This is a genomic window from Pollutimonas nitritireducens (assembly GCF_002849615.1).
Taxonomy (GTDB): Bacteria; Pseudomonadota; Gammaproteobacteria; order Burkholderiales; family Burkholderiaceae_B; genus Pollutimonas; species Pollutimonas nitritireducens.
Genome location: NZ_PDNV01000010.1, coordinates 30003 through 45892 on the forward strand (window position 1 = coordinate 30003; position 15890 = coordinate 45892).

Below are 15890 nucleotides of genomic sequence, written 5' to 3' on the forward strand. Positions count from 1 at the left end.
GTCTGCTGTCGTCACGCGACCGATATGAATTTTCATGATTTTAGATTTGAACCCGGTGACCCGCCCGGATTTCCTTCAGCCATGCCTCCCGAAGTTTTTCCAAGTAATCGTTCAGTTCGTTTTCATTGGATAGCCAGGGCTTATTGAAACTTATGCTTATTGATCGAGCCGGAACAACACGAGTCGCTGCCGCAGTAGGTACTGTTGGGATCGCCGTGTCGGGGTCGGTAGCGGGGCGAGGTGATACGTCCGATACAGTGGGTGCCGCCACGACGGGCGGCCTGGCCAGCTCTTGCAGTTTGAGCAGCAATTGCGCGTAATGGGTATCTTCAAAACTGCGCAACTGATCGCGGATCATGGCGATGCGTTGTTGGCTTTGCAGTGTTTGACGCGTTTGCGCAAAGGATGCAGTCAGTGACGATTGCTGTTCGGCCGTAAGTCTGGCGAACTCATCGGTGCCGCGCAGGCGCTGTTCCAGATCCTCAAGCTTGATATTTGCTGTGGCGTTCTCAGTGGCCAGCTGGGCGGTAATCCCAAGCTGCAGTTCGTCAAGCAGCGGTTTAACTTGCTGCAGGCGATTGCCTTTGTACGGCGCTGGGTCGGTCAAGATTGCCTTGATGGGCTCGACCTCAGCCGCCGGCAAGTAGGCAAAGTTGTCTTCCTGTTCCAGCACCAGCTTGCGGGCGGCGTCGTAAATGGCCTTTTGCGCGCTTTGCATGAACTTGGTCAGCGGCTCGATGATCTGTTCTTTCGTGTCTAGCAGGTCGTCGCTGGTACGCGATAGATCGGTCAGGAACCAGTTGGGGTTTTTGCTGCCCAAATCCTTGAGCTTTACCAGGACATCTTCCAGCGCAAACAGGAAGGGATATTGAGCTTTCTGGCCATGCAGATCCGTTAACTCCAGTTCCAGGGCTTTGATGGCCTCGATAGTTTCCATCGCCAGTGCTTTGGCATCGTTGGCTCTGGCTGGACGGTTGAAAAAGTCGGCAAAGAAGTCCTTCAGATGACGTACCTGCGAGGCGGTGAACGCTACTTGTGGTTCCAGCACCAGGCTGGCGTGGGCGTTGGTGTTAAGCAATGCCTTTTCCAGTGCGTCGCCTTCCAGCGGATTGCTGTTCTGGCGTGCTTCCAGTTTGCCACGCGCAAACAGCAATGCCAGGTTGCACAAGATGGCTGCGTAATACCAGCCATAGGGCTTGCGTTCAAACTTTTCCAACAGGTTTTTAACGGTGGTGCGCACGCCACTTTTGGCATTGCTTTGGATAAAGGCCAGCAGCTCTTGCTCGGCTTCGGTCAGGCTGGTGGCGTCGTTGCCGATCAGGGCGTCTTGCGACTGCTTTAGGTACTTGCCAATATCGGTGTCGGTATAAGCGGTATCACGCAGCATGCGCAGGTTGGGGTAGCTGGTTTCAATCAGCTGGTAAAAACCTTTCAGCACGCGGGTCTGGCCGTCGTCGCTGTTGATGTCAACGTCAGATGCATTGATGATTAAGGTGGCGTGCCCCAGCAGGTGCTTGATGCGCTCTTCCAGTTCACCCAGGCGGTCACGGTTCTGAAAGCTTTTACTTTCCAGAATGCGCTTGATACTGTCTTGCTGGGTGGAAATGTGTTGTTTGATGTATTTTTCCGTACGTCGGTGCATGGTCAGGTCTTGCATGAAACGGGCGTCGGCGGGCAGCACCACGCGCAATTCACTGTGCCCCATGCTTTGCATGCGCTGGGTGATCAGGTTCTCGAAGCCATCGCTAAGCGAGGTGATCACATGGATGGCCAGTTCATGTTCGCGGCCCAGCAGACGATCGTCCATTTTGCGGGCGTACACATAGTCCTGGCCGTTGCTATAACGAATTTTGCGTTGGCGAATCACGCCATCGAAGATCAGTTTTTCCAGCTCGCCGACCACGTCTGACGATTCGACCTCGGTGTTCTTGATCTCTTCTTCGATATCTTTTTCTTCGTCGGTCAGGTATTCGTAGACCTCGCCATTGCGCTGTATGTAGGTTTGTTGCTCCAACAGGTTCAAGGCGGCTTGCACGCGTTTCAGGTGCGCGCCCATGTCGTCATTAAAGCGTTCCAGCATTAGCACGCTAATGTTTCGCAATGAGGCTTTAAATTCCTTTACATATTTCACCAAAAACAGGGTTTTAAGGACGCGTACGGCATAGTCATCGCCCAGATGGCGCTCGGCGTTGTTGATTGCACTTTGGATGGCGCTTTTTAGTGCGCCACGGATGCCTTCAAACATGCGGTCAAACGTTGCCAATTGGCCGACCTCGTGGTCGTCAATGGCGATGGCGACTTCACGGAACACGCCCAGCATTGAGCGTTCGCCGACCGAGTTGGCCTTGCCTTCGAAGCCGTTATGTGTAGAGATCCCGCGTATGGCAGACTGAAATAAAGGGAACTGGTAGGGAATGAAGGGGTAGCAGTAAACGAAGTGCTCGGCATCCTGAAAGTTTTTGTAATGCTGGGTGCCGTCCGAGAAATCGAATAGGGTTTTAAAGTTATTGGCCTGCTGTTCATATACAGTGTTCAGCAGCGCAACGCCTTGTCCGTTCTTGGTAAGCAGGCGTTTTTGGATGACTTCGGCGACATCGGCGCTGGTCAACTTCAGGCGGTTGGCAAAGCGTGCCTGAATTTTGGAAAAGTCATTGCTTTCGCGTTTGGTCATTTCGCCCAGTACCGAGCTCATGTCTTCCTGTGCGGTCACAATAATCCAAGCGCGGCCCTGGCATTTGGTGGCCAGGCTTTCGGCCACCGTTTGCAGGTTGGTCATCAGCTTGGTGTTTTCAGCAATGTACTGGCCGACCTCATCGACAAAGAAGTTCAAACGGAAGGTGGCTGGCTGCTTGTCCAGCCAGGCCTTGACCTGATTGCTGAAATCTTCAATGGATACCGTGTACTGGTTGCGATATTTGTCCAGAATACCTTTGGCCAGGGCTGGATCTTCGCCCGTGATCTGGGCGTAGGCCTTGGCGATATTGCCAGCTTCCAGTAAGGCTTGCTCGCGGCCCCGTTCCCAGGGTTTTTTGGCCAGTTGCTGATACGCTTCTTTAAACGCGGCAAACTGGTTGCGGCTGTCCAGGTCGCGCTCGAACTGGGCAATATAGCCTTGCTTGCCAAAGTAGCCGCACATTTCGTTGAACACTTTGACGAACACCGATAGCAGTGCGTCTAGTTGGCTCTTGCTGATGATGTCGGCTTTCTGATCAATATTGAACAAAATGCTTTTCGAGGGGATGCTGACCGCTTTCTTCAATTTGGCTTGCAGCAGGGCGTCGTCTTTTGGGGTTTTGGGTAGAAATAGATCCAGCGCCGTGGTGCCATCTACCTGACGGTTTTCCAGCAGTAGTGCCAGCATTTTCAGCAGGTGCGACTTACCCGAACCAAAAAAGCCTGACACCCACACGCCGTTGGCACCGTGGTAATCGTTATAGGCTTCAAGGAAGGCATCAAGGCGCTTAGCGACTTCATTGGTCAGTACATATTCGTCCAGCTCGCTGTACAGGCTGCTTTCGTCATCGGCCTTGATAACGCCTTCAATTGGGCGGCTGACGGGATTCAGAAAAATGTTGTTGAGTTTCATTTGCCGCTTCCTTAAGCCTGTGTCTCGAAAATATTGAATGCGCGGTAGTACTTCTCGTCGTGCAGACGGCCAAATAGCTCCAGCGAAGCGCCATGCTCCAGCGAGTATTTATACTCACCTGGGAAGAACATAATGGTAGGTTTGCTTTTGGCCGTGCTTTGCAGATTGTTCAGTACGTTATGCGAACGTATATAAGGAAAAACTTCGCCAATGCCCGAAAGAAACAGCACATCAAACTCTGCTTGGGCGAGGCGCTGGCCAATGGCTGGAATCAAATGCTCGCGCGGGTCCAGCACGTTTTGCAGCATCTCCAGCAGGCCGTCCTTGTCGAAGTCCGGCTCGTTAGCCATGACTTGCTCCCACGTGCTGATGCCTTCTTCGCTGCCTTCACGAGCCTTCAGTAGCTCAATTGATAGGTCGTATAGGTTGATCTCTAACACCGTAACACCACGACCACCCAGGCAGGGGATGCTCAGACCGCCCAGCTTATTGGCCAACTGACGCTGCAGGCGCTGCATTTGTACTGCTTCAGACGGTTGATAATCGCAAATATAGAAAGGTAGGTCATTATTCAGCCCCTTCATTTGCAGAAAGCGCTCGCCGCTAATAACGGCAAGTAAGTGATCAAAGCGCTCGGCAATGGGGCGTTGGCGTAGTTTCGAGCTCATTGGAGCCACCTTCTTATATCGATATCCGCAGCTGGGAATATATTCAGCTTATCGGGCTGATGGGTGGCGAGTATCTTGGCAAGATGTGGTGTCAGCAGGGCGGGCTGGATGAGCCCCTGGTCGGACAGCAGATCGGCATCGCGCAGCATGCGAAATAGGTTTTGTCGTAGTTTTTGTAGTGTCGATGGCGCGAGCTCGTCCAGTTCAGCATGCCAGACAGCCTTGCTATTCACGAAGGCATCAAAGTCGTTTGGGGTCAGTTGATGGCGCAGCGTCAGGAAGTGCTCACGCAACACATCAACGGCAAAATCATGAATGAAGGCATAGCGTCGGCACGTAGCGCTCCATAACACATAGCCCTGTTCGCGTCGGGTGCCGGTGGTAAGCAGGGTGACCTCTTCGCGCGACAGCAGCTCTAGCCGAGAAATCAGCTCTTTGCTGATCCGAGTAGCTGCCGTGCTGGTGCGTACCTGCAGCAGATTTTCGCTGCGAACTTGAGCGCGTGTTGCTTGCCAGTCGCGGACGACCAGATAGCGCTCGGCCACAACCGGCGCCTCTTGCAGGAAGAGGCCGCCCGTTGTGAAGGAAAGCCGGTAACGCTGTGGACTCATGCCTTGTCGCCTTTGGGCGTGTTTTCGCTGGCCCCACCGGCTTTTACCCAGGCGTCTACCTCGGGTATTTGAAACTTCCACAAACGCCCCACCTTGTGGGCGGGCATGTTGCGCGTGGAAATCCAGGTATAGACCGTGTCTTTGCTGATACCCAAGTGTTCCGCGATTTGTTCGACGCTTAGCCAGCGATTCGGCATGGATGTGAACCTGAAAGAATGATTGTGGGTCAATTCTATCAGGTTAAGTTGGGTTTGCTTGGGGCTGTATGGGCTGTGTGGTTGTTTGGTTGTGGTGGATCGTGGCCCTTTAGTCGATTAAAACCACTTTGGATGCGTACTGTTAACCAGTCATCCGTGCAGCCACTACTTCTATCTCTGCGTTGCTTAACCCTGGTCCCGACCAACCTTCGGCAAATTTTGCGCTTTGTGATCTGGGAAGTTTGTCGTCTGTAAGGTTGCGAATTCTTACTCGGGCTGGTAGTGATGCTCCTTCACCTACAAAGATAGCCTCTTGCTGTGCGAGATTTGGGAGAGCCTTCGTCATTCCAGAAAGGCCATCCGGTAGAAAGCGAGCGACATGTTGTTGATCTGCTTGATTCGTTAACCGTAAGACCAGCCAAGTACCACATTGCGATATAACCGTGCTTTCAACGTCCGCTGGGCGCTGACTTACCAACATTAACCCCACGCCATATTTTCGACCTTCTCGTGCAATTCTTCGAATTGCAGTCTGTGCCGTGGCATATTCAGCTTCTCCGCGGTCTGGAACATATCTGTGTGCTTCCTCACAAACCAATAAAATTGGATCTTTTTTCCTCTCGTCTGATGTCTGATAGATCTTGTACTGGAACAGCAGTCTCGCCAACATTCCGGTCAGCGGGCCGGCCACTTCGTTTGGCAAGCCCGATATATCCAGTATGCGGATATCCTTCTTGTTCTCGTCATCGGCCTGGGTTTCGTTAATAAACTGGGAAAGAATTTGAGAAAGCGTAGGAGAGTTTTCATCCCAGTTGGTCATTAAAAAATGAATTCTTGGGTCGCGGCGCAGGACTGCGAGTTTATCCAAGATTGATTTGAAATTTTTAGCGAAGTCGCCGTCTGTGACACGTCCCAAGACGTTTCCTTGAATGCGCGCTCCCTGCAAGTAGGTTATATGATTAATCAGCTCATCTAATGAGAAAGGGCGCGGTTTGTCCCGATCAAACTCGACAATTGCTTGTGCCTCAACGCCGGCTTTGGGTCGTGGGTCGTCAGGATTGCCGCCATCTTCCGGTGCGCCGCCGCCGTAACTTGTGGGTGATGGCTCTACCAGTCCGGCAGCGACCAACCTTGCATAAGTGAGTGCTTTATGAATAACGTTGTTCTGCGAGGTCGCTTCAAACTCGGTCTTTCCGATTGTGAGCAATCTAAATTCATCCGCTGACATCAGCCAGTAAGGAAGTTGAACAGGCTCGCCTTCAGCCTGCTCATGGCCAATGGGGTCATAGGCTCGATATACAATTGATCGATCTCCAAATGCTTGCCCATACTCTCCGTGCGGATCAATAATAATGATGCGCGGTCGACATAAATCTTTATTGTTCGGTTTGTGCTCAAGCACGCTGTGAAGCAAGGCGGCAACCGCTCCCGACTTTCCGGATCCTGTGGATCCTAAGACGGCACAGTGCATCCCGAACATTTTGTCTATGTTAGCGCGACAGCGCGCTGAATCTGCGCCAACATACGTGGCGAATGGAACTAATGGATCGATTTTATCGTCGTGAAGCTGACCTTCGGCTGATTTGTACAGGTCGACAGATTCGTCACGTGTAAGTAGGTATACGCCTTGGCGTGGCAATGGGTAGGTGGAAACACCACGGGTGAACTTCAGAGTGCTGTTAGCTCCCTGCCAAACTCCTTCGGCGAACAGCTCGATCTCCATGACTCGCTGGTCTGCTTCGGGGGGAATGGGTTGCCCTTTTTCTATTAACTCCTCTGATCTCATTCGTAGCAACGTTACGAATCCGAACACTAATCGACGTCCGAAATGGACTTTTACGATGCTGCCGATTTGCCCGATTGGGTAAACCCGACCTTGATAGCTACGTGTTAGTTCAGTGACTTCGCCGCTCAATTCAACGCGGATAGTTGTTCCAGCGACTTCGACAATATTACCGATTTTAAGATCAGGTACTAGCTCAAAATTAACCATTACACCGCTCCTTCAGCGCCGTTTTGAAGTACGTTGGTAACGCCTTCAAAAGTCCACCAACTCAACGATGATCCATCGCTTCTGCCATGTAGCGGTCCAATCTGGCCAGCATATAAACCATGCTGAGTCATGACGTATACTCTTTTGCCCCAAGGCGATCGGCGCCATGCTTCAAGCACAGGTGGAAGTGCGTCAGATTCAAGGCAAAAGGCGAGAATGGTTGTTTTGCTGCTTGGCGTTGATAATGCAAATTCAATTTCTTGATTGATATGGTCGTCGCCGAAGCTGTATCCGCATATCGCGAGAATATTGTCGCTGCCGTTAGATAGTGCGCGCCGGAAAATATCAAATTGGGCAGCAAAAGGATCTCTTTGCGTAGCAATGTATTTTGTTGCCTGAGGATAAATCAAAACCCGGCCAGCGCGCTCAGGGTAGAGATCCCGGTCACGAACCCTCCATACTTTACCGTCATCGCCCAAATGCCAATCAATCGATCCGTGCAGTTTGATGACATGCCCGCGGAAACCTGTTGTTGGCTCTTTGTCGCCGTACCTGTGGTTTCTAAACGCAACTGATCCGCCCGAGAACCCATCCCAGTACGGGAAACATCCAAGAGCCAGTGCATCTTCCAGAAGTGTGTCGTAGTTTGTGGTGAAGAAACGAATCGGTGGTCGTCTACTGTCTAGTCCCGCCTGTCGTTTGCCGATAAGCGCGTTCAAAAAATCCAGATGATATTTTACGGAGACCATGGGGTCTTTGTATGAACCGATGACAGCATCGTTATTATCCGCAGACGCAGCGCGGTAACCCCAACGCACTGTTTCAGATATGTGTTTTAGAATTTCGAAATGTGCTTCTTCAAGAGCCGCTATGGTGTATTCGATACCGGCAATAGTGACTTTTTGAGAACGATTTCTATTGGCTAGCGTGGCGTAGTCACCAACATGGCTTAAAAGATGTTCAATATGGGTGTTGTCGGGAAGTTCTGCTAATAATGCATCTAATAGTGGTTTATGCGTGGAGGCGGCGGACAGCTCCATGACTCGATCGGTTAGTGGATTCATCAGAGGGATGCCGGCGCTATGACTCACTCCAGCACCGAGCAGCCATATTTGGTTTGGTCTGCTCAAAAACTCATCAAGCTGCTGTAAGTATCCGTCGTCAACTGTTTCCACTGACACCTCCACTAATTGAAAAATGGCATTCTTGCCAACCTCGATCACTGCTGAGCCTTTTTGAATGTATCAAAAATAAACAGATTGGTGTTGCTGTGACCAAATTCAATGCTCGCCTCACCCATTGCGCCTCTGCTTCCGCAGACTGCGTTGCTCCAGGTTTCGCTTCTCGCTCATCCCTTGTTGGGACTGGCTGAAGCCTGCCAAGCCGATATTGCGTGGACCAAGCATCCGAAGCAGGCGCTCGCGCTGGTCGATAATCCTCAAGCTCACTTGTAGTCAGACCGCCCGCTGGGCGATGGTGGCGCTCGCCGCGCGGGCCAGCATTCGCAATCAGTGCATATCGGGCTGTTGTTTCCATTGCCATGAGTGCGCCGCCCAAAACGCCGACTGTACCGCCAACCGTGTCCGCTGCCCTGGCTTTCGCGGCATAAACGGCGTCCTCCCCGCTAGGCGGGTCCCCTCCATATATTCCACGGTCCTGTTCATCAGCCCCGGCCAGCAGTTCAGCACGGCAAGGCGACGAACTCACGGCAACGGCGGCAACCCCGCAGGAACCGTATTACTGCGAACGCCGAAAACCTACGATCAGGCTCGGAATCTTCGGCCCCGGTCAGCAGGAAAACCAACTGGCTTTTGAAGGGACAGGACTATGGAACACGTTAACCACAATGCAGCTTTGGGCTATGACAACATGAACGCAGGGCAGACGCTTTATGTGCGCAGCCCATCAGGCCGGTATCGTGCCGCGACTGACTCGCACGTACTGGCCGCCGCGCGGATCGCAGCCGAAAGCTTGATCGGTGATCGGGCTGACATGGGGAACCCAAACGCCGTCAAACGGTATTTTCAGGCCAAATTGTCGGGCATGGGACACGAGGTCGCCGCTGTACTGTACTTGAACAGCCAGTTTAAGGTGATCCGTTACATGGAAATGAGCCACGGCACGCTGACGCAGGCCAGCGTATATCCCCGCGAAATCGTTAAAACGGCGCTTCGCCTAGATGCTGCGGCCATCATCATGTCGCATAACCACCCCAGCGGCATACCTGAGCCCAGCGAGGCCGATCTGGCACTGACGCGGCACTTAAAACATGCTTTGGCGTTGATTGATGTTCGTTTGCTGGATCACATCATCGTGACCGGGCAGAACACTACTTCGTTAGCGGAACGAGGCCAGGTGTAAACCTGGAGCAAGGCGGGTGAGAGCCCGCCTGCACAGGTAGACGCTGCGCGTTGCGGCGCAAGTTGGACTTGTGCTGCCGCACAAGTGTTATCCGTTTTCTTCCTTCTCGACAAAAGCAGCCCGTCCCGGTGTACCAGGACGGGCATAGCGGCTTGCTGGCGCAAGCTGGATACATCTTGAGTAACTACCTTCAATTTAGATCACCGGCTCGGTGATGGTGGCGCTCGCCGCGCGGGCTGCTGCCGGGTTGTGCGTCGTGACACAGCATGCCTGGTCCTAAGAGTTCCATCGCCCTAAAACGCCGACTGTATCACTACGTTCCGGCGCTTCAAGGGAGTGTTCATAAAACCCGCTACGCGACTTTTACAAATCTTCCCCCTTTCCGCTAGTCACTGCCTGATTCAGCACGGCAAGGGCGATGGAACTCACAGGACTGGCGGTAAAACGCGATGGGACCAACATACAACCCGGCAGCAAAAACCTACAAACGGGCTCAAGAATCTTCAGGCCCGGTCAGCAATGACATCACAACCGCGCCACTGCGCACTTTTTGAAGGAAAGCGACATGAACCACTACGAAGCAAAGCAGGCGGATCGTAAGGCCAGGCTAGAGGCCAGGGCAGTGCAGGCCGAGACACAGGCGGCAACCACCTATGACCGCGCAAAGCAAATGGGTGAAGCGATTCCGTTCGGACAGCCGATCCTAGTTGGCCACCATAGCGAAGGCCGAGACCGCAATTACCGGCAGCGGATCCATAACACGTACGGCAAAGCCTTTGATCTGCAAAAGAAGGCTGACCATTATGTGAAGAAGGCGGCTGCTGTAGGCGATGGGGGAGTATCCAGCGATGACCCGGATGCAATAGCAAAACTCATGCGCCAGGTAGAGCAACTCACATCGAATCAGGAGCATAAGAAGAAGATCAACCAGGTGATCCGTAAGCATAAGGGAGATTCAGAGGGCCAACGGCGTGCTTTGCTTGAGCTTGGGTACTCGGAAGAAAGCGCACAGAAGCTGATCACGCCGGACTATGCCGGGCGTGTAGGCTTCCCGCCTTATGCCTTGACCAACAATAACGCGAACATTCGCCGTATTCAGCAACGGATCAAACAACTACAGGCAAACCAGGAGCGCGAGCCAATCCGCATACAGGGGACGGGGTATGCATACGCTGAGGACGTGGAAGAGAACCGTGTGATGTTTATGTTCGAAGGTAAACCGGAAAAGGCCACTCGCGAAATTCTAAAACGCCATGGTTTTCGGTGGAGCCCAACCCGTGGCGCGTGGGTGCGTCAATTGAACAACGCCGCTATCAGGCAGGCGAAAGCCGTCATGCAGCTTTTGAACGGCTCGACCGATAACTAAACCGAAGCCCAGGCCGCTTTATCGGCCTGGGAAATTTGTCGGCGAGATTACGCCGAACCACTATCAGGAGCAACAACATGGCATCAGTCAACAAAGTCATTATTATCGGTAACTTGGGCCGCGATCCAGAGATCCGCTATAGCGCGGATGGAGTCGGGATCTGCACTATTTCCGTGGCCACATCAACAAGCTGGAAAGACAAGGCGACAGGCGAGAAGCGAGAAGAAACCGAATGGCATCGGATTGTGTTCTACAACCGCTTGGCAGAAATCGCCGGCGAGTACCTGCGCCAGGGAAGTGCGGTCTATGTAGAAGGGCGCTTGAAGACTAGAAAATGGCAGGATAAAGAATCGGGTGCTGACCGTTACAGCACCGAGATCGTCGCAGAGCAGATGCAGATGCTCGGGGGCCGTGGTGCAGATGGCCAGGCGTCGTCAGCTAAGCCTGCAGCGCGTAAGGCTGCTTCTGCTCCTGCCCCCACGAGTGGCGGTGCTGTCGTGGCGGATGATATACCGTTCAATCTGGCAGGAGCGGGACGCAGCTGGCTGTGCATGTAAGAAGGTCTGCCCCAGCTTTTGCTGGGGCATCAATTAAGACGGGAGACAGAATGGCATCCGAACCACGAAACGATTGGGAAAGCGCTGTATATGACTTGTTGAGTGAGCAGGGCGACATGACATGGTCAGATGCTCAGGCGATGATAGAAGCACAGGAATTACAGGGTAATGACGTGTTGGCGTCAGCCTGGAACGACGGGCTGACATTGTCTCAGACCGTAAAGCTATTGTTAAAAATGTCAGAGTAGCTACCACAGCGCCTGCTGGGTGATGACGTTGGCACCGCCCGGCGAGGCAACCTGCGCCACATGCGCACTTTCTTCTTGGCTTTTCCAATCTCAATCTGGAACGCAGTGCGTTCTGAATTGCATTGGACCCATTATCGCTTACTGAGCCGGGTGCAAAGCGAAGAAGCTGCATGTAGTACACAGCCAGGCAGATATGATTAGATACGTTAAAGTGAGGCTGGTAACAGCTGCTTTCGGCCAGAAGAGGAGTGCCAGCCAATCCAAAGCTCTTTAGGTTTACCAGAATACACATTGGTAACTACTACTCGGTGAGAATGGAAGCGTTGGATTGGTTTAGGCGACTACGTCGGGCTTGTCGTCTATTTTCAGTTAGACAAAGATAGGACTCACATGGCAATAGTCAAAAATATCGCACATCAGGCGTTGGATCGGGACTCAAAACATACAGAAGCGGAATGCACGTTTGATGTGGTTACGGATGCTGAGGGTCATAAGTACCTTCAACTTGATACCTACGGCTCGTCATCTAGGCAGATACGGGGAAAAAAGAGCCAAAGCATCAGGCTGGCGCCAGAGGCTGTTCAGCAACTGAAAGTCATACTTTTAAAGTATGGTTTATGAGGAATCGTTCTCATGCTGAACTCAAGCAGAATTGCCTAGGCCAAATCGCTTGGAATGCTGTATCGTCAGCTTAATCTGTACTGATTAAGACTTGGTTTGACAGGCATTGGCACAGCTACGGGAAAGAAAGCTACATGAAGCGCTCATCGACGATGATCGGTTGAGCGTATCAAGACTGGTCGCTGATGCTCGCTCAGTATCGCATTTCTAGGCGCTGATAAGCCATCGAAGGTCGACGCCTTGAGACGTGAGACTATCGTTCGCCGCCGCCATCACGGCTCGCACGTTTTCAACCAACCCTCTGGCCGAAAGTCCGGGCTGAACCGCGTAGACAGTCAAGGTGATGGATATTGGGTCATAGGTCCGAATCAAATTCAGCGTGTCGTCGCGCTCGCCGACCAGGAGTGGCGAATGGCCCCGGTTGGCCCGAACTTGTGTGCGGCGGTCAACATGACGCAAGAGGTCATCTTTCCTTTGGAATCTTGCCGACTTCACGGATTGCCCTGCCAGCTCATACACATCGTCAACTCGCTCGCCCGACACCGGTCCGCCAGCACCCTTGCAGTGATAAAGCGAAATCGCCAAGCGATCGCCAGGCACGGTCTGTCCAACGATGAAATCGGCGGCTTCACCAGATCGGTGGTCATAGATGATGAAGCTGATATTTGGCAGGTCCATCAAATGGTTTTGCAGGAAACGTTGAACCGTTAACCGTGCGGGGTCAGTCGCGTCAAACTCAATACCAATCTCGCATCCTCTCCAATCATGTTCGACCAGACTGTCAGGGCGAATTCCTGCGCTCGCTCTACGCCGCTGCAGCGTACCGCGTGTGAAGGAGTCCAATTCTTTAGTGAAGAACACCAAGCCGCAGTCCTCCAGCCACTCGTCAATAGCGATTAAATTTCCCTCTGAGGCAGCGACGCGTATTCGCGGCTCCTCCGTTAAAAGATAAAACTGGGGGCTTTGATTAAGCCGGTAGTGCACACGCAGTGCATGGTCTTCCTGACCGATTCTAAATGACAGAGAGGATCCGTCAGCATTAACTACAATATCGGCAATTTCGAGGTCAAGTACGCAAGTTCGGATTGCGTCGTGGCCTTCGCCGATGAGCACTTGGGGATTGTCGCGATACGCAGTCTTCGGCCAGTCCGTCATACATGTCGATGCCGGAATGCGCTGAAGCGCTTCGCCGAAAGGTAGCAAGTCCAAACCAGAACGACCAATGTTGATCAGGTCCGCAGTAACGCGTCCGTGCAATGCTGCCATCCAGTCCATGATATCAGGAATAGACTGTTTTCCGTTTGACCAGACCCGCCCTCCAGCGCTCGCACCGATGATTTCAGCCTGCCCATTTACTTGGCCCCGCCCCATGAAGTGGCCCTGCGAAAAATTTGCCGCATCGGTGTCACGAACGCCTCTATCGGCATTGCTGCCTGCGACTATTCGATAGGACTCCGCAGTGGCTGTCGGCGAGTTGCTTCTGATTCCGACGCTATAGAACTCTTGCTCGGTCATGCCATTAAGCACCTTTCGAATCTGCTCGAACGCGAGCGGTGTCGCATTCCCCTCGACGAAGAACTCCAGCAATTCGGCGTAGTACCGCTCGGAACGATCTGTGGCCGTTATGAACAGTAGTTGCGATGTGGGGAAGTATCGAAGCAAGAAGCACTGATGCGTGGCATCGATAAGGTGATCATCGCGATACCAGACCGGTGAGCGCACAGACTTGGCCAGCAGGAGATACGTTGTACTATCATCGCTGAGCCATGCGTTGGTCACATGCAAGGACTTAAGCGTCTCAGGAGCTTCCGAGAAGTCTGGTGCCTGGTGCACTCTATACGCTGCGATGTGCTGCGACAGGCGGAACGCCCCTGGATTGACAGCTTCGTAGTCAGCTGATGGATTACCCGTGAGTGCAAATGACTGCAGCGTTTCTCGCTCCCGCAGGGCCAGTTGCTGACGGGCCTCAACGACATCGGCCAGCAAAATATCCCAATCAACGCCATCGCGATAGAGCTCTGCACTCTCCGAGTCAATGTCACGCGGTACGGCCAGAAATGTAGCTGTGCCAGTTTGCTCATCGTTTGTACGGGCAAAGCGGCCAATGAATTGAAGCGTGGGCACCAGCGATTTATGAGCGCTGTGGAGAACGGCGATTTTGAACTTCGGAAAGTCGTAACCTTCTCCGAACATATCGACGCACACGACACCATCGAGTTCACCAGCAATCAGGCGACGCTCAATGTCTTCGACCTGCAGAGTCGATTTCCGGCTTGAGACAGCTTCGACTCGCAAGCCGGCGGCCACATACAGTCCGGCCAAATGTTCAGCATCGGTCACCCGTGCAGTGCGTGCGAGTAGACGATGCTGCAATCCTGCTGCGGCATCCTGGCGATAGACTTCTACCGCACGGGTAATCAGGGCCGTATTTCGTGTTTCTTGCAAGGCGTCAGCGTCAACGACGACTGGGCAAAAAATCACCTTCCCAAATGCGCTTTCGTCAACCGCACGGCGCAATGAGTAGTAGAAAATAAGCCGGCCTGGAAGTTGCCGCCGATCTCTACGAAACGGCGTGGCGGACAGCAAGACATGTTTAGCGTTAGGAGTGGAGCGGATGAATGCCGCCCAGGTCCGTGCCGGTGAGTGATGTCCCTCATCAACAAGTATCAGGTCAAAGAGCCCATCAGGCGGCGGCGGTGTGCCTTCTATTTCGGGGCTGGCTGAATGAGGGGTACAGACCACTACATCGAACTCTTCAAGTGCCTGCCAAGCTGCCACCGAGCCGATTCTCTCGTTCACGGCAAATACTTTTGGACCGGCCATATCGGCTTCGCTCGGAAGTGCTTGCAGCCGCCTGAGTGTCTCCAAAGTTCGAAAGGCTCGACTAGCTTGTGTTCTAAGGGGGCTAGTCGGAGTGATGACCAACACGCGCCGAGCCCTCGCTAGAAAACACGCCGCCGTTAATACCGCCGTTTTGCCGTACCCGGTGGGCAGAGACACGATGGCCGGCTCTTGTCGTTCAATGAAATGGGCGGTGAGCGCATAAAGGGCACCGACTTGCCCTCTCCTCAGTCCAGTGTTCGGTGCCTGCCCTTCACGGATGACAAGTCGGCCTGCATTTTCCTGAAAATATGCCATCTACTATCTCCCCGTGGAGGCGCTGGATGGCACCTTATGATTGTCGATCTGCCCGAAAATCGACTTTACCGACTAACCATCATTGGCCGGGAAGTCCTACTCGCAGACAGCGAATGAATTGCTGCACCCGCTGTGGAGTGGTGATCCGGCTTCATTGCACTAACTTCCGCTTTTGGTCGAAACTTACCTTTCGCCTTTCTTAATATAGGCGGCAACCCAAAGCGGATGACTTGCAAATGTTTGTTGAACACACTGCGGTTGATATTTCGATTTCCTGAACGCGCGCAGAGCCCATGTCCTCACAACTGTTTCTTAAAGAATCATAACATTGCTAAAGGTTTAAATTAAGACTACCTTGCGTAACCGGTCCACACCCGATATCGTGTGCTCGGGTAAATGGGTAAATGGGTAAATGGGCAAATGGGCCTATGGCACGAGGGTGAACGGTCGCCTCCCACCATCGAGGCTGGTTCCGGTTGCCAATATGCCAAAACCTCTCAACTTCAGCTCGGGTCGGTGTCACATAGCAATTGCATATGCTTTA

At 52.9% G+C, this 15890-nt stretch carries 13 protein-coding genes; 6 read left to right on the forward strand and 7 right to left on the reverse strand.

The window, feature by feature from the left end; translation table 11 throughout:
* Window positions 1-40: 40 nt before the first annotated feature.
* The 6 genes from brxC to CR155_RS15530 all read right to left on the reverse strand — a co-directional run bounded on the left by brxC (window position 41) and on the right by CR155_RS15530 (window position 8278).
* Window positions 41-3586 carry a BREX system P-loop protein BrxC gene (gene brxC / locus CR155_RS15505; RefSeq protein WP_102070953.1) on the reverse strand — a complete coding sequence of 1182 codons (3546 nt, stop codon included), beginning with the start codon at window positions 3584-3586 and terminating at the stop codon, window positions 41-43.
* Window positions 3587-3597: 11 nt separating this feature from the next.
* Window positions 3598-4254, reverse strand: coding sequence for a DUF1788 domain-containing protein (locus CR155_RS15510; RefSeq protein WP_102070954.1), 657 nt, complete (start codon window positions 4252-4254; stop codon window positions 3598-3600).
* A complete protein-coding gene (locus CR155_RS15515; RefSeq protein ID WP_102070955.1) occupies window positions 4251-4865 on the reverse strand; it encodes a DUF1819 family protein in 615 nt (204 codons plus the stop codon). Before CR155_RS15515 ends, CR155_RS15510 begins: the two co-directional genes overlap by 4 nt.
* Window positions 4862-5062 (reverse strand): helix-turn-helix domain-containing protein, encoded by a 201-nt coding sequence (locus tag CR155_RS15520; RefSeq protein WP_102070956.1) that lies wholly within the window; start codon window positions 5060-5062, stop codon window positions 4862-4864. The genes CR155_RS15515 and CR155_RS15520 overlap by 4 nt, the downstream gene beginning before the upstream one ends.
* Before the next feature lie 142 nt (window positions 5063-5204).
* Window positions 5205-7055, reverse strand: a complete 1851-nt coding sequence (locus CR155_RS15525; RefSeq protein ID WP_102070957.1) for an ATP-binding protein — start codon at window positions 7053-7055, stop codon at window positions 5205-5207.
* Window positions 7055-8278: an SIR2 family protein gene (locus CR155_RS15530; protein ID WP_233214372.1), complete on the reverse strand. Its 1224-nt coding sequence runs from the start codon at window positions 8276-8278 to the stop codon at window positions 7055-7057. Before CR155_RS15530 ends, CR155_RS15525 begins: the two co-directional genes overlap by 1 nt.
* Window positions 8279-8338: 60 nt before the next feature.
* On the opposite strand from CR155_RS15530, the gene CR155_RS20820 reads away from it, so the two are divergent.
* The 6 genes from CR155_RS20820 (at window position 8339) to CR155_RS15555 (ending at window position 12208) form a co-directional block, all read left to right on the forward strand.
* Window positions 8339-8509, forward strand: a complete 171-nt coding sequence (locus CR155_RS20820) for a hypothetical protein (RefSeq protein WP_158238285.1) — start codon at window positions 8339-8341, stop codon at window positions 8507-8509.
* A gap of 373 nt (window positions 8510-8882) precedes the next feature.
* A complete protein-coding gene (locus CR155_RS15535) occupies window positions 8883-9416 on the forward strand; it encodes a JAB domain-containing protein (RefSeq protein WP_102070958.1) in 534 nt (177 codons plus the stop codon).
* 565 nt (window positions 9417-9981) lie between these two features.
* Window positions 9982-10782 carry a DUF3560 domain-containing protein gene (locus CR155_RS15540; protein ID WP_102070959.1) on the forward strand — a complete coding sequence of 267 codons (801 nt, stop codon included), beginning with the start codon at window positions 9982-9984 and terminating at the stop codon, window positions 10780-10782.
* Between the two features lie 77 nt (window positions 10783-10859).
* A complete protein-coding gene (gene ssb / locus CR155_RS15545) occupies window positions 10860-11339 on the forward strand; it encodes a single-stranded DNA-binding protein (protein ID WP_102070960.1) in 480 nt (159 codons plus the stop codon).
* A 50-nt stretch (window positions 11340-11389) separates the two neighbouring features.
* Window positions 11390-11587 carry a hypothetical protein gene (locus CR155_RS15550; protein WP_102070961.1) on the forward strand — a complete coding sequence of 66 codons (198 nt, stop codon included), beginning with the start codon at window positions 11390-11392 and terminating at the stop codon, window positions 11585-11587.
* Window positions 11588-11977: 390 nt separating this feature from the next.
* Window positions 11978-12208 (forward strand): hypothetical protein, encoded by a 231-nt coding sequence (locus CR155_RS15555; protein WP_102070962.1) that lies wholly within the window; start codon window positions 11978-11980, stop codon window positions 12206-12208.
* 207 nt (window positions 12209-12415) lie between these two features.
* On the opposite strand, the gene CR155_RS15560 is transcribed toward CR155_RS15555, so the two are convergent.
* The gene (locus CR155_RS15560; protein WP_102070963.1) at window positions 12416-15346 is read right to left on the reverse strand and encodes a DEAD/DEAH box helicase; all 2931 of its coding nucleotides are present in this window, start codon (window positions 15344-15346) and stop codon (window positions 12416-12418) included.
* Window positions 15347-15890: the final 544 nt, after the last annotated feature.